14 protein-coding genes are annotated in these 17,510 nt (G+C 63.6%); 5 read left to right on the top strand and 9 right to left on the bottom strand.

Going from position 1 to position 17,510, the window contains the following annotated elements; translation table 11 throughout:
* Nucleotides 1-30 precede the first annotated feature (30 nt).
* Nucleotides 31-1,506 (top strand): succinylglutamate-semialdehyde dehydrogenase, encoded by a 1,476-nt coding sequence (astD, locus tag R3175_RS13225; protein WP_318944790.1) that lies wholly within the window; start codon nt 31-33, stop codon nt 1,504-1,506.
* A gap of 19 nt (nt 1,507-1,525) precedes the next feature.
* A complete protein-coding gene (gene astB / locus R3175_RS13230; protein WP_318944791.1) occupies nt 1,526-2,866 on the top strand; it encodes an N-succinylarginine dihydrolase in 1,341 nt (446 codons plus the stop codon).
* Between the two features lie 18 nt (nt 2,867-2,884).
* On the opposite strand, the gene R3175_RS13235 is transcribed toward astB, so the two are convergent.
* Nucleotides 2,885-3,538 (bottom strand): helix-turn-helix domain-containing protein, encoded by a 654-nt coding sequence (locus R3175_RS13235; protein WP_318944792.1) that lies wholly within the window; start codon nt 3,536-3,538, stop codon nt 2,885-2,887.
* 249 nt (nt 3,539-3,787) lie between these two features.
* Here R3175_RS13235 and R3175_RS13240 point away from each other — a divergent pair, with 249 nt between their 5' ends.
* Nucleotides 3,788-4,870, top strand: coding sequence for an efflux RND transporter periplasmic adaptor subunit (locus tag R3175_RS13240; protein WP_318944793.1), 1,083 nt, complete (start codon nt 3,788-3,790; stop codon nt 4,868-4,870).
* Nucleotides 4,867-7,893 carry an efflux RND transporter permease subunit gene (locus R3175_RS13245; protein WP_318944794.1) on the top strand — a complete coding sequence of 1,009 codons (3,027 nt, stop codon included), beginning with the start codon at nt 4,867-4,869 and terminating at the stop codon, nt 7,891-7,893. The genes R3175_RS13240 and R3175_RS13245 overlap by 4 nt, the downstream gene beginning before the upstream one ends.
* Nucleotides 7,894-7,908: 15 nt before the next feature.
* Here R3175_RS13245 and astE read toward each other — a convergent pair whose 3' ends face one another.
* The 8 genes from astE to R3175_RS13285 all read right to left on the bottom strand — a co-directional run bounded on the left by astE (nt 7,909) and on the right by R3175_RS13285 (nt 16,599).
* On the bottom strand, nt 7,909-8,937 hold the full coding sequence (gene astE, locus R3175_RS13250) for a succinylglutamate desuccinylase (protein WP_318944795.1): 1,029 nt from the start codon (nt 8,935-8,937) through the stop codon (nt 7,909-7,911).
* A gap of 51 nt (nt 8,938-8,988) precedes the next feature.
* On the bottom strand, nt 8,989-9,711 hold the full coding sequence (locus tag R3175_RS13255; protein ID WP_318944796.1) for an ABC transporter permease subunit: 723 nt from the start codon (nt 9,709-9,711) through the stop codon (nt 8,989-8,991).
* A 3-nt stretch (nt 9,712-9,714) separates the two neighbouring features.
* The gene (locus R3175_RS13260; protein ID WP_318944797.1) at nt 9,715-10,419 is read right to left on the bottom strand and encodes an ABC transporter permease; all 705 of its coding nucleotides are present in this window, start codon (nt 10,417-10,419) and stop codon (nt 9,715-9,717) included.
* Nucleotides 10,420-10,471: 52 nt separating this feature from the next.
* Entirely contained in the window at nt 10,472-11,227 is a 756-nt protein-coding gene (locus tag R3175_RS13265) for a transporter substrate-binding domain-containing protein (RefSeq protein ID WP_318944798.1), read from the bottom strand.
* 168 nt (nt 11,228-11,395) lie between these two features.
* The gene (locus R3175_RS13270) at nt 11,396-12,166 is read right to left on the bottom strand and encodes an ABC transporter ATP-binding protein (RefSeq protein ID WP_318944799.1); all 771 of its coding nucleotides are present in this window, start codon (nt 12,164-12,166) and stop codon (nt 11,396-11,398) included.
* Nucleotides 12,167-12,935: 769 nt separating this feature from the next.
* Nucleotides 12,936-13,853, bottom strand: coding sequence for a metal-dependent hydrolase (locus R3175_RS13275; RefSeq protein ID WP_318944800.1), 918 nt, complete (start codon nt 13,851-13,853; stop codon nt 12,936-12,938).
* 16 nt (nt 13,854-13,869) lie between these two features.
* Complete coding sequence (locus R3175_RS13280) at nt 13,870-15,621, bottom strand: SDR family oxidoreductase (RefSeq protein WP_318944801.1); 1,752 nt, start codon at nt 15,619-15,621, stop codon at nt 13,870-13,872.
* Nucleotides 15,622-15,855: 234 nt separating this feature from the next.
* Nucleotides 15,856-16,599, bottom strand: a complete 744-nt coding sequence (locus tag R3175_RS13285) for an FCD domain-containing protein (RefSeq protein ID WP_318944802.1) — start codon at nt 16,597-16,599, stop codon at nt 15,856-15,858.
* Nucleotides 16,600-16,892: 293 nt separating this feature from the next.
* Here R3175_RS13285 and R3175_RS13290 point away from each other — a divergent pair.
* A partial coding sequence (locus R3175_RS13290; protein WP_318944803.1) for an FAD-binding protein occupies nt 16,893-17,510 on the top strand: 618 nt, incomplete at its 3' end.

Genomic DNA, 17,510 nt, shown 5'->3' on the forward strand with positions numbered 1-17,510 from the left:
GGGTCGGCAACGTTGGGAGGAGTAGTCAGGATGGCGAATCTGACAGGTGAACTGTACATCAACGGGCTCTGGCTGGAGGGCCATGGCTCGACGTTCCAGTCTACCCAGCCGGTGACCGGTGATACGGTCTGGGACGGCGACGGCGCCAGCGTGGACGATGTCGACGCCGCGGTACGGGCGGCCCGCGAGGCGTTCCCGGCCTGGCGGCGGATGACCAGGGAAGAGCGGCAACGGGTTGTGGCGGAGTTCGGGCGTCTGCTGGAGGAACACAAGGAGGACCTGGCCCGGCAGATTGGCCTGGAAACCGGCAAGCCGCTGTGGGAATCCCGGACCGAAGTGGCCGCCATGATCGGCAAGATCGGCATCTCCAACCAGGCCTACGACGAACGCACCGGCGTGAAGGCGGCGGACACGCCGGCCGGCCATGCAGTGCTGCGTCATCGCCCCCACGGGGTGGTGGCGGTGTTCGGTCCCTACAACTTTCCGGGGCACCTGCCCAATGGCCATATCGTCCCCGCCCTGCTGGCCGGCAACACGGTGGTGTTCAAACCCAGTGAACTGACCCCCGGTGTGGGGGAGGCGACCGTTCGGTTGTGGCAGGCGGCGGGTCTGCCCGATGGCGTGATCAACCTGCTGCAGGGGGGCTCGGACACCGGTAAGGCCCTGGCAGGGCATCCTGGCATTGACGGGCTGTTCTTCACCGGCAGTTCCACCGTGGGGCATCTCCTCCATCAGCAGTTCGGCGGACAGCCGGAGAAGATCCTGGCGCTGGAGATGGGCGGCAACAACCCGCTGATCGTGCAGGACATCTCCGATCTCGACGGGGCCGTCCATCATGCCCTGCAGTCTGCCTTCCTGTCCGCCGGCCAGCGCTGCACCTGCTCCCGGCGCTTGCTGGTGCCGCGGGGCGACGCCGGCGATGCCTTCCTGGCCCGGCTGACGGAGGTGGCCGGACGCATCGTCCCCGGCGACTTCGATGCCGACCCGCAGCCCTTCATGGGGGCGGTGATTTCGGTGGCGGCGGCGGACAAATTGCTGGACGCCCAGCGCAGCCTGGTGGGCAAGGGGGCGACGCCAATGCTGGAAATGAAACGGGTGGAAGAGGGCACCGCCCTGTTGTCGCCGGGCATCCTCGATGTCACCGGGGTGGACACCGTGGACGAGGAGTTCTTCGGTCCCCTGCTGACGGTCTACCGCTACGACGACTTCGATGAGGCCCTGCGCATCGCCAACGACACCCGCTACGGTCTGTCGGCGGGCATCCTGACCGATGACCGGGCGCTGTATGAGCGCCTCCTGGAGGAGGCCCGGGCCGGCATCGTGAACTGGAACCGGCCATTGACCGGTGCCAGCAGTGCGGCGCCGTTCGGGGGCGTGGGCGCCAGTGGCAACCATCGCCCCAGCGCCTACTACGCCGCGGATTACTGCGCCTGGCCGATGGCCTCGCTGGAGGCTGAGCGGAGTGAGCTGCCAGAAAACCTGGCGCCGGGCCTGAACTTCAACTGAGCAGGGCGGGACCTATACCATGCCGAAACACGCAATCGAGGCAAATTTCGACGGGCTGGTGGGGCCAACCCACAACTACGCCGGCCTGTCCTGGGGCAATGTGGCGTCGAAGGCGAACGTGAACGCCGTCGCCAATCCCAGGGAGGCGGCGTTGCAGGGGCTGGCCAAGATGAAGCACCTGGCGGACCGGGGCTATGTCCAGGGCGTGTTGCCGCCCCATGAGCGTCCCCACATCCCCACGCTGAAGGCGTTGGGGTACCGTGGCAGCGATGAGCAGATCCTGGCCGCCGTGGCGCGGGACAACCCGGTGTTGCTGTCGGCGGTGGCCTCGGCCTCCAGCATGTGGACCGCCAACGCGGCGACCGTCTCCGCCAGTGCCGATACCCGCGATCATCGGGTGCACTTTACCCCGGCCAACCTGAACGCCAAGTTTCACCGCTCCATCGAGCACGTGGTGACCGGTCGGGTGTTGCGATCCATCTTCTCCGACGAGGCCTACTTCGCCCATCATCCTGCCCTGCCGCCGGTGAGTCAGTTTGGCGACGAAGGCGCGGCCAATCACACCCGATTGTGCGCCAGCCATGGTGAGCCCGGGGTGGAGCTGTTCGTCTACGGTGCCGTGGCGTTTGATGACGATGCTCCGGGGCCGAAGACCTTCCCTGCCCGCCAGACGTTGGAGGCGTCCCAGGCCATCGCCCGGCTCCATGGGCTGGATGACCGTCATGCGGTGTTCGCCCAGCAGAACCCGGCCGCCATCGACGCCGGCGTGTTCCACAATGACGTTATTGCGGTGGGCAACGGCAACGTGCTGTTTTACCACGAGCAGGCCTTCCTCAATGAGGACCGGGTGTTGGCGGATATCAGCGGCCGCCTGAAGGGGGCGGAGCTGGAGCCGGTCCGGGTGCGTGAGTCGCAGGTGCCTCTGGCCGATGCCGTGGCGTCCTACCTGTTCAACAGCCAATTGCTCAATACGCCGGATGGCATGTTGCTGGCGGTACCGGCGGAATGTCGCGAAACCCCCTCGGTGAGCCACTACCTGGATGAATTGTTGGCCTCCGGTGGACCCATCACCGCGGTGGAGGTGTTCGATGTCAAGCAGTCCATGCGTAACGGCGGCGGGCCGGCCTGCCTGCGGCTACGGGTGGTGCTGCGGGACGATGAGTTGAAGGCGATGAACCACGGCGTGGTGCTGACCGACGAGCTCTATGGCCACCTGACCGCCTGGGTGCAGGGCCACTACCGGGACCGGCTGAGCCAGGAGGATCTGGCCGACCCCATGCTTGTTCAGGAAACCCGTCACGCCCTGGACGAGCTGACCGGCATCCTCGGGCTGGGGATGATCTACGATTTTCAGCACTGAGCGCCGAATAAGGGGGGATCAGGCCCGCGGCCCGGCGGCAATGGAGGACATCAGCATCATCATGGTGTGTTCGATCAACGCGTCCCGGGGGTACTCGGCAAAGGCCCCGGATTGGCCCATGTCCTGCCGGCAGCCCATGATCACGCCATGCAGGGCGCCACGAAGGTACAAGGCGGTTTCCAGGGGGGTGCGGATGCGCTCGCGGCTCAGGGTGCCGTCTTGCAGGCCCAGCTCGATGGTGTCCACCATCAACTGCATGGTGGCGGACTCGGAGCAGTGGATCTGTTCGGCCTGGCTGTCATCGGCATGTTGCAGACCCGACGCGGCCTGGGTCAGGGCCGCGAAGTAGTCCGGCTCTTCCTGGCAAAAGCGATAATAGGCCCGGCCAATGGCGCTGAGCTGGCCCAGCCCGGTGTCGGCGGTTTTGCGGGCGTCCTCGAACCGCCGCCGCAGGCTTTCCCCCGCCCGTAGCACGATGCCGCGCTGAATGGCGGCCTTGTCCTTGAAATAGACATACAGCAGGGCCCGGCTGAGACTGGCCCGGCGGGCAATGTCGTCCATTGACGTGCGCTCGTAACCCTTCTCGGAAAACACCTTCTCGGCGGCATCCAGAATGGCGTCGTATCTGGCTTGCTTCTCGCGTTCCCTGCGGGTTTTTAGCTTGTCGGTCATGGATGGTTCCGTGTTACAGCGGATGGTGGAGCCGCAGAGTATACGCCTCAAGCGTGAACTCGAAAGTCATACCCTCGGCGTTGGTCTGTTATGACTCAAATCGTTGCCCGGTATTGCTCTCCAGATTGTTTGATTATCACTCAATACTTTCTCGTTGACAAACTGTCAAAGAATGACATGATGTCTGAAAGTGACAAGCTGTTTTCCATGGGATGGAGCGAATAAGCCGGATCGACAAGGAGACACCCAATGACAACAAGCAATCAACGACGGTTGTGGGCGCTGGTGCTACCGGTTGCCCTTCTGGTCGGCTGCAAGGCCGTCGATTCCACCCAGGCCGCTGACCAACCCCAGGCCGTTTCGGTCCGCACGGCCAGCGTGCAGGCGGCGGAACAGGTGGCCCATCCTCTGCGGTTCTCTGGCATCGTCCAGGCCAGCCAGCGGGCCACCCTGACGTTCCAGGTCAGCGGTACCCTGAAGAACCAACATGTGGAGCTGGGGCAGGAAGTGGCGCGAGGTGACGTCCTGGCCCGGGTCTACAACCCGGCACTGGAGCCGGCACGGGATTCTGCCGCCGCCCGGCTGGAGGAGTTGGAAACGCAGCTGGAGCAGGCCAACCGTGAGTGGGAGCGTTCCCGGCGACTGTTCGAGCGGGGGGTGGTCTCGGAACAGACCCTGGAACAGTTGGCAGCGCGCCGTGATGGCCTGCAGGCCAGTGTAAGGACTGCACGGGCCGCATTGGCCGAGGCCGCCCGCCTGCTGCAGGAAAGTCAGCTGGTCGCCCCCTTCAACGGCAAGGTGGAAGCCTTACTGGTGGAGCAGGATGAATTTGTGGCGGCGGGACAACCGGTCATGCGGCTGTCCTCACCCCGGGGCCGGGAGGTGGAAGTTCGCGTGCCGGCCTACCTGCTGGGGCACCTGGGGGTGGGGCAGCCATTACCGGTGTGGTCGGTGCAGAACCGTGACCTGCCGGCCGTCGAGGGCAGTGTGCTGGAAATCGCCCAGGCCGGGGCGGTTCGGGGTGAGCTGCACCCCGTGCTGGTACGCCTGCCCAACGACACCCTGGATGCTGGCCAGCCGGTGGAGGTGGGCATCACGCCAAAGCTGCCATCGGCCACCACCGTCCCGTTACTGTCGGTCACACGAAGCGCCGACGGTGCCGGTGTGTTCCGCATTCGTGATGGCCAGGCCGAACGGGTCGCGGTAGCCATCAAACGGATCGTTGGCGAGCAGGTGGTGGTGGAATCGAATGAACTCACCGATGGTGACCAGGTGGTCTACGCCGGTCTTACCCGACTCACCGAAGGCGACGTCGTGGAGGTGCTGCCATGACCGCCCGGCTGTTGCGCTGCCAGCGCCTGCTGGGCGTGGTGGTGACCATGCTCTGCCTGCTGGGACTGGCCGCCTACAGCACCATGCCCCGACAGGAAGACCCGACGTTCCCGGCGCGGGCGGGCCTGCTGACCGTGTCCTACCCAGGCGCCAGTGCGGAGGCTGTGGAGCGGTTGATCCTGCAGCCGCTGTCCGACGAGCTGCGCCAGGTGGAGGAAGTGGATTACACCAAGGGCACCGCCCGAACCGGCGTGGCCATCGTCAACATTCGGCTGAACCAGACCATCTACGACACCGACGCCGCCTGGGACCGGGTACGCCAGGCCATGGACCGGGCGCGTCAGGATTTCCCGAAAGACGTGGGCCGGATGTCGCTGGACGACCGGCTCATCAGCACCCCCACGGTGATCCTGGCCGTCGGCGGAGCACCCTCGGTCACCGAGTTGTCAGATGTCGCCGAACGGCTGAAGAACAACCTGTTGGATCTGCCGGGCCTGTCCCGCATCTCGATGGACGGCGAGGTGGACGAGCAGATCACCCTGGCGCTCGATGATGCCGCCCTGTACCGGCTGGGCATCTCGCCGGCCCGGGTGATGGACACCCTGGCCCAGCGTAACCAGACCATCCCCGGTGGGTTTGTGGTCAGCCATGGCCGGCGCCTGTCGGTACTGCCCAACAGCGAATTTGCCGACATCGAGGCCATCCGGGCCACGCCGATCCAGCTGCCGGACGGTTCCCAGGTGCCACTGGCGGCTGCGGCGGAGGTCTGGCGGGGGCCGCAGGAGCCCAGGCAACCGGAGACCTGGTTCGACGGCGAGCGGGTGGTTCTGCTGGCGCTGTACATGGAAGAGGAGAGCACCGACGCCATCCGCTTCGGCCGGGATGTGCGGCAGCGACTGGCCCAGCTGCGGCCTGAATTTGCCCCCTACAGCATCCGGGAAATGTTCTTCCAGCCCGACAAGGTGGAGGAGCGCCTCGACAACCTGGCCTGGAGCCTGGTGCTGTCGGTGCTGATCATCGTGGCGGTGGTGTTTACCGGGATGGGCCTGCGGATGGGGCTGCTGGTGGCGTCAATCCTGCCCATGGTGGCGCTGATCAGCATCGGTCTGTACGACCTGGGCGGCGGCGTGCTGCACCAGATTGCGGTAATTGGCATGGTGATCTCGCTGGGCATCCTGATCGACAACGCCATCGTCATTGTCGAGAACATCCAGGCCAACCTGGACCAGGGCTTGCGCCGGATGGAAGCCCTGACCCAGTCGGTGCGGGAGCTGGCTGGCCCGTTGGGCGCCTCCACCGGTACCACCCTGGCCGCCTTCGCCCCGCTGTTGCTGTCCAAGGGCGGCACCGCCGACTTCACCCGCGGGATTCCGGTGATGATCATGCTCACCCTCTCCGTGAGCTACCTGCTGGCCATCTCGGCCGTGCCCCTGCTGGCCGCCCGTTTCCTCAAGGCTCGCGCCCAGGTGCGCCGGGATCCGTTGGCCGGTCTGGCGAGCGTGCTCGGTGACCTGGTGGCCCGGCGGCCGCTGCGGTTGATCGGTGCCGGCGCGCTGCTGGTGGTGGTGAGCCTGTCGATGACGCCGTTCATGAAACTGCAGTTCTTCCCCAACGCCGACCGACCCCGGGTGGTGGTGGAGATGTTCATGCCCGAAGGCACCGACCAGGGCCGTACTGCCGAAGTCGCCGCCCGCCTGGAGCAGGCCATCCGCGCCCAGCCGGAGGCGCTGCAGGTGCACCGCTTTGTTGGCTTCTCCGGGCCGAGTTTCTACTACAACCTGTTGCGGGCGCCCCAGGCGCCAAACCGGGGGCGACTGGTCATCAAGACCCCGAGCCTGGCGGATACCGCGCCGTTGATGCGCTGGATCCGGGCCCACGTGGCCGAGCAGCTGCCGGAGCTGGATGTCACCGTGGGTGTGCTGGGACAGGGGCCGCCGCGAGCGGCGCCGGTGGAAGTGCGGGTGTTCCATGCCGATGACGGTACCCGGGAGCAGGCCGTCAAGCGGGTCTTCCAGGCTCTGCGGTCGGCGCCGGGTACGGTGGATGTCCGCCATGACCTGGACCTGGGGGTGCCCAGCATTGCCATTCAGGTGGACGATGCCAGTGCCGCCCGCCATGGCCTGAATCGATCCGATGTAGCCCAGAGCCTCTATGGTCAGAGTTTCGGGGTGGTGGCCGAACAGTACCGCCAGGAGGACGACCCGATTCCCCTGGTGCTGCGTTCCCGGGAGGGCACCCAGCTGCCCCTGTCCCGGTTGTTGTCCACCAACATCTACAACACCCAGGGCCACGCCGTGCCGTTGTCTGCCATCGCCACGGTGGATACCTCCTGGGAACCGGCTGCCCGCTACCAGCGTAACGGCGTGCGGGTGGGCACGGTGACCGCCAACCTGCTGCCGGGCTACAGTTTCAGTCAGGCGCTGGACGGATTGCAGCAATCGCTGGCCGAGCAGCCGCTGCCGGCCGGCACCCGGATGGAATTCGGCGGCGATGCCGAAGGCTCCGGCAAGGCCAACAACGCCCTGCTGACCACCGCGCCCATCGGCATCCTGCTGTTGCTGTTCTTCCTGATCCTGCAGTTCAACTCGTTCCGGCGGGTGGGCATCATCCTGTTGACGGTGCCCCTGGCTACGGTGGGCATCTTCCCGGGGCTGGTGCTGTCCGGCTCGCCCTTCGGCTTCCAGTCGCTGCTGGGGATCATTGCCCTGGTGGGGGTGGTGGTGAACAACGCCATCGTCCTGCTGGACGTGATGGACCGCTGCCTGGAACAGGGGCAGCAGATCCGCCAGGCGGTGCGCCAGGCGGTGGAACAGCGCACCCGCCCCATCCTGCTGACCACTGCGACCACCGTGGCCGGCCTGCTGCCGCTGGCCTTCTCCAGTTCCACCCTGTGGCCCCCCATGGCCTGGGCGATCATCTCGGGCCTGCTGGCCTCCACCGTGCTCACCCTGCTGGTGATTCCCTCGGTTTGCGCCATGGTGATCCGGGAGCCGGTGAAGGAGCTGGAAAACGCCCCCGCCTGATCGGGGGCGTGTGGGTCAGGATGTCGGTTTGGGCCGGACCATCAGGCCCACCCGTTGACCGATCGGTACCTGGCGGTTGGGAAACACGATCGCTTCCGCCACGTCGCCAACGCTGTAGCGGTTGCGGTCGTCCTCCCAGATCAGGGTGCCGGGTTCGTAGGTGGTGAAGTTGGGAATGTCATCCGGCACATGGAAACGGAACAGGTCCCCGGTGTTGATGATCTCATGCACCACTTCGAACTCGGTCATTGCCTGGCCTGAGGGGGGCGGGGGCGGCTCCCCTTTCATCAGTCGACGCAGGGCCTGCTGGATGCCCTCAAACCGCTGCAGGTCGTTCTGGCCAAACGGCTGCGCCTGGCCCAGCTCGATGGTAAAGCTCTCCCCCCGCAGGTCCACCGACGAATAGGACGAGAAGGTGGTGCTGGTCTTGTGCTGGTGCAGCAAGGTGTCCACGCCCGCCTCCAGCAGGAAGTCGCGCTGTTCGTCCGGAACCTGGCGCTCCGGGAAGAAGGGATAGAGGGCGAACTTCTCCCGCATGGACGGGCGGATGGCGGTATGCAGGTCGTAGTGCAGCAGCGACTGGCCGGTGCCCTTGAACGCCTGGCAGCACCGTTCCAGTTCGTAGGCCCGGTGGGCTTCCGGGGTGTCGTGATAGGGGCGCTTTGCGTGGGCACCGGCGAACAGCCGGTTGAGGTTGAAGTCGATGTACCGTTCGCCCCGGGCCATGGCCGGCGGATTGCCGAAGATCAGCAGGCAGGGCAGGGCCGGCGCCCACTGGCCGTCCAGTTGTTCGTTGACCAGCTGGTTGAGCACCTCAATGGGGGCGGTCTCATTGCCGTGAATACCAGCGGAGACAATCAGGCGGGTCGTTTCGTCATCGCCTGGGGCGGCGGGCACCAGCCTGAGGATGCCGGTGTCCAGTAGCGTGGCGGTGCCGCCGTCGGGCAGGTTGGCGGACACCTCGGCGGTGCGCTCGGTGGCGTGGTCCAGCGTGTGGGCCAGCCAGTCTTTGCTCGTGCCGAACAACTGCTGACGTGGCGTCATGGGTCTGTCCCCCGGATCAGCTACCGCTTGGTTCAACGGCCCCTTGTCGGATCAACTGCCTATGGGCCGCTGGTGTCGCAGCAGGTGCTGTTCCAGTTTGCGGAATGTATATACCAGTATAAACGTAAGAATCATGTAGAGCACGGCCACCGCTATGAACGCATCGAACGGCGCATAGAAGCGCGAGTAGATGTTGCGGGCCGCGCCGGTGAGATCGACGATGGTGACCACGCTGGCGATGGCACTGGCGTGCAGCATGAAGATCACCTCGTTGGAGTAGGCCTGTACCGCCCGGCGTGCGGCGCTGGGCAGCACGATGCGCCGTAGGCGGAGGGCCCAGCTCATGCCGTAGGCCTTGGCCGCCTCGATTTCGCCGTAGGGGGTGGCCACGATGGCACCGCGGATAATCTCCGTGGTGTAGGCGGCGGTGTTGAGGGTGAAGGCCAGCAGGGCCGGGTAGAACGGCTCCTTGAAGATGGTCCACCAGAAGGTTTCCTGGATGCCCTCGATCTGGGCAATGCCGTAGTAGATGATGTACAGCTGGATCAGCAGCGGGGTGCCGCGGAACAGGTAGGTGTATAACCAGACCGGGCCGGAGATCCAGAGTGGTTTGGCGGTGCGCATGATGGCCAGCGGAACCGCCAGAATCAACCCGAGCAACAGGGACAGGAACACCAGTTGCACGGTGGTCACCAGGCCGTCCCAGTAATGGATGACGGTGGTGGCGGTAAAGATCTCGTTCTGGTTCAGCCATTCGGCAAGAAATTCAGGCATGGCTCAGTCTCCGTGTGCGACGCCCACATTGGCGCGTTTGTCGAGCCACTTGATAAACCCTTCCGAGCCGGCGGTGAGGGCCAGGTACACAAAGGCCACCGGGATGAAGAACAGGAAGGGGGCTCGCTCCGCCTTGGAGGCTTCCTCGGCCACCCGCACCATGTCGGTGAGGCCGATGATGGACACCAGCGCCGTGGTTTTCAGCAGCACCTGCCAATTGTTGCCGATGCCGGGCAGGGCGTGACGCAGCATCTGCGGGAACATGATCCGGCGGAAGGTGTGCCAGCGGGAAAAGCCGTAGGCCTTGGCGGCCTCAATCTGGCCGATGGGGACCGCCAGGAAGGCTCCGCGGAAGGTCTCGGTCATGTAGGCGCCAAAAATCAGTCCGATGGTGAGCACGCCGGAAATGAACGGGTCGAACTGGAAAAACCAGTCGACGTCGTACGCGTAGTAAAGGTAATCGGAAAGGTTGTTTACCAGAACCTGGCCACCGTAATAGAACAGCAGCATCATCACCAGGTCCGGTACTCCGCGAATCACCGTGGTGTAGGTGGCGGCGACGCCATACAGGAAGCGGTTGTTCGACAGCTTGGCAGAGGCGCCCAGCAACCCCAGGGTCACGGCCAGGGTAAGCGACATCAGTGCCAGCTCGATGGTGACTAAGGCGCCCTCCATCAGTTGAGGGCCGTAACCTTTCAGATCAATCATGCGGGGGGTCCAGGTTGGCGGGGTGGCCGCATGACAGCCACCCCGTCGGGTTTTACATCTTGATGTCGTAAGTGAAGTATTTGTTCATGATGGCATCGTAGGTGCCGTCGTTCTTCAGCTTGCGCAGCGCGGCGTTGATCTTGCCCGCCAGGTCGCGGTCGCGCTGACGCATGGCCACGCCGACGCCCTCGCCCAGCTTCACCGGCTCACCCACTTCCTTGAAGCCTTCCTTGGACAGGATGGTCTGCTCGCCCACCGGGTAGTCCACGAAGACCACGTCCAGCCGCTGGCCTTCCAGGTCCAGCACCATGTCGTCGGCGGTGGTGTAACGCTTGACGGTGACCACGCCGCTCATCTCGTTGGTGACGTAGGTGTCCATGGTGGTGCCGCGCTGAACCCCCACGGTCAGCCCCTCCATCTGGCTCATATCGGTGACATCGGCGCTGAAGTCGTTGCGGGCGAACCAGCCGCCGGGGGTGTTGTAGTACGGCTCGGAGAACAGTACTCGCTCCGCCCGCTCCGGGGTGATGGACATGGACGACATGATGGCGTCGAACTTGCGTGCCAGCAGGCCGGGAATCATGCCATCCCAGGCCTGGATGACAAATTCGCACTCGGCGTTCAGCTCCTCACACATGGCTTCGGCCAGTTCCACTTCGAAGCCGGTCAGCTCGCCATCCGGGGTCTTGTATTCGAACGGCTCATAGGGCACGTCGAAGGCGATGCGGATCTCCTTCCAGTCCTTGGCCTGAACGCTGCCCGCCACCAGGGCGAGGACGCAGCTTGCTGCAACAATCAGTTTTTTCATGTCTCACTTCTCCAATGAGTTGCCTGCTTGGTTTTATTGTTGGCGATGAGTCGCCTTCTTTTTAGAAGCCTGCCGGCCATCATGGCGGCCGATGGTAGGCCACGGACCGGCAGAACCTGAACTCAAGATAGCACCGGTTGCAAAAGCCGTCGCCCATGCTACCCCGGTTTAGAACTTGGGCGACAGGAACTGCTTCATCCGTTCCGAGTCCGGGTGATCGAACACCTTTTCCGGGGTGCCCTGCTCCTCGATCACGCCCTGATGCAGGAACAGCACCTGGCTGGAGACGTCCCGGGCAAAGCTCATTTCATGAGTCACCACAATCATGGTACGGCCCTCCTCGGCCAATCCCTGCATCACTCTCAGCACTTCCCCCACCAACTCCGGGTCCAGCGCCGAGGTGGGTTCATCAAACAGCATCACCTCCGGCTCCATGGCCAGGGCCCGGGCGATGGCGGCCCGCTGCTGTTGGCCGCCGGACATCTGTGCCGGGTAGTAATCCTTGCGTTCGTAGATACCGACTTTCTGCAGGTAGGCTTCGGCCCGCTCGATGGCTTCCTTCTTGGGGATGCCGAGCACGTGCACCGGCGCCTCGATGATGTTCTCTAGCACGGTCATGTGGGACCAGAGGTTGAAGCTCTGGAACACCATGGACAGCTTGGCGCGAATGAGCTCCACCTGGCGGTTGTCGGCCGGTTTGCGGACGCCTTTGCGATTGGTGGTGAAGCGGATCGGGTCACCGTGCACGATGATGTCGCCGGAGGTGGGCGTTTCCAGCAGGTTGATGCAGCGCAGGAAGGTACTCTTGCCGGAACCGGAGCTGCCAATCAGCGACACCACATCGCCCTTACGGGTTTCCAGGGAGATGCCCTTGAGTACTTCCAACTGGTCGAACGTCTTGTGGATGTCCTTGCAGACCAGAGGCGCTTGTTCCGCCATGAATGACTCCTGATGCTGTCGGTAATCTGTTGTGTACGGCCGCTTACTGGGGGCGAACACACCGCTATGCTCTCGCTAACCCATTAAGAATAGTTGCAAATCGGCCAGTACACGAATTTGGTCATCCAATGAGTGTGCCATCCCTGGAGCCCGAATCTGGCAACGGTGGTTGCAGGGCTCGGTGTTGCCCGGGGAAGGGGGCCCAAGTCTAAAAAGGGGCATGTTTTACGGACTGGCGCGGTGGAAATCAACCGATTTGTTGGAAGCGGCTCAGAACTAGGGGGTTCTACTTACTTTAGTGTTAAAGTGTGCAATATTGTAAAATTGTAGGTTGCCATGAACTGGGTCACACTTTGTTAATGGCGGTATGGATGCGAGCAATGTGGTACGTACACTAACTGACAGCTATGGGTTTCTTATAAAAATAAATTGGGGGAGCAGTCGAGATGACGTCCCGTGAAGTGCTGTTGGAGCGAGGCTTGCTCCAGATTATTGTCCGCAAGTTACGATCGGGTGAGCCAACTCTGGCGAATGTCGATAGAGCCTACGATGTTTGCATTGCGGGTCAGGAAGTACTGAAGTCGTTTGTGTCCTATGGCGAGGCCGTGCAATTTCTGGAGATGGTCTCCCCCTCCGATCACGCCTGATCGTGCCGGTTTCCGCGCAGGGTGACTCTGCCCGCCGAGTCGCTTGCTGGATGAACCCTGTCAGCCTTGAGTGGGTGTGATCCGCGCGCCGAGATTCCGGCGCGCGCTAGCTCGGCCGAGGCTCAGTGCACGGACGCCGCCCGTGCGGCGGGAGATCGCGCCAGGTAGTCAAGCGCCTGCTGGGTGTCGCCCTCATCAATCGGATGGAAGGACGGGGACAGCCAACGCAGGGTGGCCTTGACCAGGAAGGTGAAGGTCGGCACGTTCCGGGTGGTGTTGCCCACCCGCTCCAGCTCCTGCAACAGGCGGGGCATGGGAAGCTTGGCCAGCTTCTGGACGGCCGGGTCCGCATCCTGGCGATACAGGGTGCGTCCGCCCTCGGCCAGAAAATAGATGAACAGCGGGAACACAATCGCCATCAGGGCCTGGCGGCCGGCGTAGAAGCCGAGCTGGGTCCGGCACAGGTGCTCGAACAGATCATACGCCACCGTACGGTGTTCCACTTCTTCTGCCAGGTGCCATTTGAACAGGTCCACCATGGCGGGGTCGCCGGTCTCTTCCCAACTGGTGTTGTCCATCGCCCACTGGCCGAGGACGCCGGTGAAGTGCTCGATGGCGGCAATCAGTCCCACCCGCAGGACCAACCACTGTTTCCTGAAGGCCTTACGCTCCAGAGCCTTGACGCCAAACGGCTGCTCACCCAGAAACGTCTTGAACAGCCAGTTCACCTTGTCCAGATACTCGTCCAGTTCCAGGCCGTGGCGCTGCAGGTAAATCTGGGCCTTGCTGTGGGCGCGGGAGTGGACCGCCTCCTGCCGGATGAAGCCCTCCACGTCGGCGCGCAACTGCTCATCGGTGATCAGCGGCAGGGCCTGGTTGTAGACCCGGCAGAACCACAGTTCGCCTTCCGGCAGCAACAAGTGGATGCCGTTGATCATATGGGTGGAGAAGGGGTCGTCCCGCAACCAGTACAGCGGGGTGTCGTCGAAATTGAACTGAACCCGACGGGCTTTCAATTGGTGACGTTCGGTAGTTGTCATAACGGTCACGCTCCGATCAGGGGGTAATATCCAAACGGGCCACCAGGCGGGAAACGCTGGGGGCAAAGCGACTGAAGAAACGGGTGGCGCGGGCTTCCGGACCCACCAGGGACAGGGCCGGGTTATTGAGCACCGCATCCAGGATGCGGTCCGCCACGTCGTCCGGGGTCACCAGACTGGCGCGCTGGTACAGGGCGTCTGCCTTGGCCCGCATCTGTTCCTGCTCATCGGCACTGAGGCCGGCGTAGACGGTGTTCTTGGCAATGCCGGTGGCGACGAAGCCGGGGCAAACGGTGCTAACGCCGATATCGTATTCCGCCATTTCCGCTCGCAGGCACTCACTGAGCATGTAGACCGCGGCCTTGGTGGTGGAATAGGCGGCCAGCTTGCGGTTGGGGGCAAAGGAGGCGGCGGAGGCCACGTTGATGATGTGGCCGCCACGGTGGGCGTCCACCATCTGCTGACCGAACAGTCGGCTGCCGTGAATCACGCCCCAAAGATTGACCTTGAGGATACGATCCCAGTCGGCGGTGGAGGTCTCCAGCACGCCGCCAGCCATGCCGATACCAGCGTTGTTAACCAGGATGTCGGCGCCGCCGAGTTCCTTGCCCACCCACCTGGCCAGCTTCTGCATGGCCGACGCAGAGCCCACGTCCACCTTGCTGGCCCAGGCCGAGGCGCCCAGTTGCCGAACCTGTTCCGCCGTCTGCTCGGCGGCTTCCTCATTGATGTCGACGCAGACGATATCCGCACCCGCCTGAGCGAATTTCAGGGAGGTGGCACGACCGAAGCCGGAACCTGCCCCGGTAATCACCGCAGTCTTGCCGGTCAACGGTAATCCCAGTCGTTGCGGGCGGACCCGGGCGTGTTGCAGCGCCGGACTCATGGTGCCGGTCTCAACGCCGGCAACAAACTCGCCAATCCAGTTGGCGATCTGGTCGGGATGACTCAGGGGGACCCAGTGGTTGGCATTGATGTCGCGCCGGTACAGCTCTGGCACCCATTCGTGCAACTCGTCGAACAGCTGGGTGCCCACGTAGTTGTCCCGGGTCGGCACAATCAGTTGTACCGGGCAGTCGGCGGGCCGGGCCTCGGGGTTGAACAACTTGTTGCGGAAGTTGGCGCGGTACAGCTGCACCCCGTACTTGCCATCCTTGCTCTGGCTCGGGTTGAACTCCGGGTCGGTAACCTGCTCACGGTGCTTGAGGTATTGTGGCCACAGCTTGCCCAGACCGTTCTGCCAGGCGCTCGGGGCCAATATCGGCAGGTGGAAAAAGCCCACGTACCAGGAGCTGATCACCTGGCGAATGAGCTTCGCCTTGGCCGTCGGCGACAGGTTCAGGGTCTTGTTGCGCAGCCAGTAGCCCATGTGGTCCAGGCAGGGGCCGGAAATGGTGGTATAGGACAGGATGCGTTCCTTCAGCGGCCCCACGGTGACCGATTCCCAGCTCTGGATGGAACCCCAGTCGTGCCCGGCCAGGTGGAAGGCCTGGCCGGGAATGGTCGCGTCCACCACCGCCTGAAGGTCGGACGCCAGCAGGGATATGCGGTAGTCGGACTGCTTGTCCGGGGCAGTGGATTCGCCAGCACCGCGCACATCGTAGGTGACGACAAAGTGCTTGCGAGCCAGCCGTTCGGCGACACCCTGCCACACGGTGTGATTATCCGGGTAGCCGTGGACCAGGACGATGGGGACTTTCCTGGCATCGCCATAAGTGACCACGTTCAGGCGAACGCTGCCGTTGGTAACCGGGGTGGTTCTTTTCATGAAGGAACTCCGTAGTGCGTGCATCGGGCGTCAGGTCATATACCGTGGTGGCCAGGCCCGCGCCGTTGTTGTCTTTTAATGAATGTTGTTGTCTATGAATTAACGCTTGTCTTTGATTCAACGTTGTCAGTAGATCAGACCAGCGTACCAGCGGCCTGGTATCCGGGGGTTGGCGTAACGGGACGTGGGGGCGGCTATCGGGGACAACCTGCCTGGCAGGAATGGCGCGAGCGGTCAGTCGGTGGGGGATGGGGTGGGGTCAATCCAGATGATGCCCTGGCCCTCGGCCTCGAGTTGCCGGATCGATTCATCGACAAACCGAACGTGGGCCATGGCGGCCCGTTTGGCGGCCTTGGGCTGGCCCGCCAATACCGTTCGGTAGATCCGCTGGTGCTGTTTGGCGATCTGCTGGCGGAACGAGTCGCGGGGATTGAGGTTGGCCACCGACGCCTTCACCGTCATCAGCATCAGGTTTTTCAGGCTACTAAGTACGTGTACCAGCACCGGGTTGTGGGAGGCCTCCACAATGGCCAGGTGGAAGGCATGATCAAGTCGGGCGTTGGACATGGGGTCGGCGGCATTCATCTGCTCGAAGGCTTTGGTGATGAAATAGCGGTCCCGCTGGTTGGCCCGTTCCGCCGCGAGGAAGGCGGCCTGGCCCTCGAGCTGTTCCCGCACCTCGAGCAGGTCGTAGAGTGTGCTGGGATGGCCGGCGAGCAGCTGCAGTAGCCGGCTGTCCGACTCCGGTTCCGGCACCATCCGGGCAACGAACGAACCGCGTCCGTGTTGGGTTTCGATGAGTCCGCGTCCCTGCAGTTCCCGCAAAGCTTCCCGGATGACTGCCCGGGAGGCGCCAAACCGCTCTGACAACTGCCGTTCGGAGGGGATCTTTTCTTCCGGCAACAGGCTGCCTTCAACGATCTGGCGTTCAATTCGGTCGCTGATTTCCTGGGCGAGGGAAGGGGTGTTTTTGGGCATGTTGTTTTGCTGGTCAGACCAGTCTCTCTTCGCTGAACGGCCGCGGGTGCTGGCCTGCTGATGCCATCACTATGGCCTAGGCGATGCGTGTCAGGCAAGCATTGGGCCTTCCAAAAACTGGTCTGACCAGTAAGGATTCTGCTGGACTTTGCCATCCCGCGCCGCCGATCATCTAGATCAGTTGAACCGCTTTGGTGCTGGCACCGGGCACGATCCTTCGGAGTGGTTTATGTTGACAGTGAAACTTCGGCACCCGCACCGTCAAAAACAACCGACCTGATGAGACACGCGTTATGACCGATCATCAAAAGGTGAGCCCGCAGCAGCTGGCCGCGCTCTTTCGGAAATTCATCGATCCCGATTTCGTGATTTCCGATGCAGAAACCATGAAACCCTATGAGTGTGATGGCATGTCCATGTACTGCGAGATGCCCCTGCTGGTGGTGCTGCCGGAAACGGTGGCCCAGGTGCAGGAGGTGATGCGGATCTGTCATCGCCACAAGGTGCCCGTGGTGGCCCGGGGCGCGGGCACCGGACTCAGTGCCGGCGCCATGCCCCACGCCGAAGGGGTGGTACTGTCGCTGGCCAAGTTCAACCGCATCCTGGATATCGATCCGCTGGCCCGCACCGCCCGATTGCAGCCGGGGGTACGCAACCTCGCCATCAGCGAGGCGGCGGCCGAGCACGGCCTGTATTACGGCCCCGATCCCTCCTCCCAGATTGCCTGCACCATCGGTGGCAACGTGGCCGAGAATTCCGGCGGGGTGCACTGTCTGAAATACGGCCTGACCGTCCACAACCTGCTGAGTGTGGAGATGATCACCGTCGAGGGCGAGCGGGTGGTGCTGGGCAGCGACGGCCTGGATGTGTGTGGCATGGACCTGCTGGCCCTGGCCACCGGCTCCGAGGGA

The sequence above is a fragment of the Marinobacter sp. genome (genome assembly GCF_033722735.1).
Lineage (GTDB): Bacteria > Pseudomonadota > Gammaproteobacteria > Pseudomonadales > Oleiphilaceae > Marinobacter.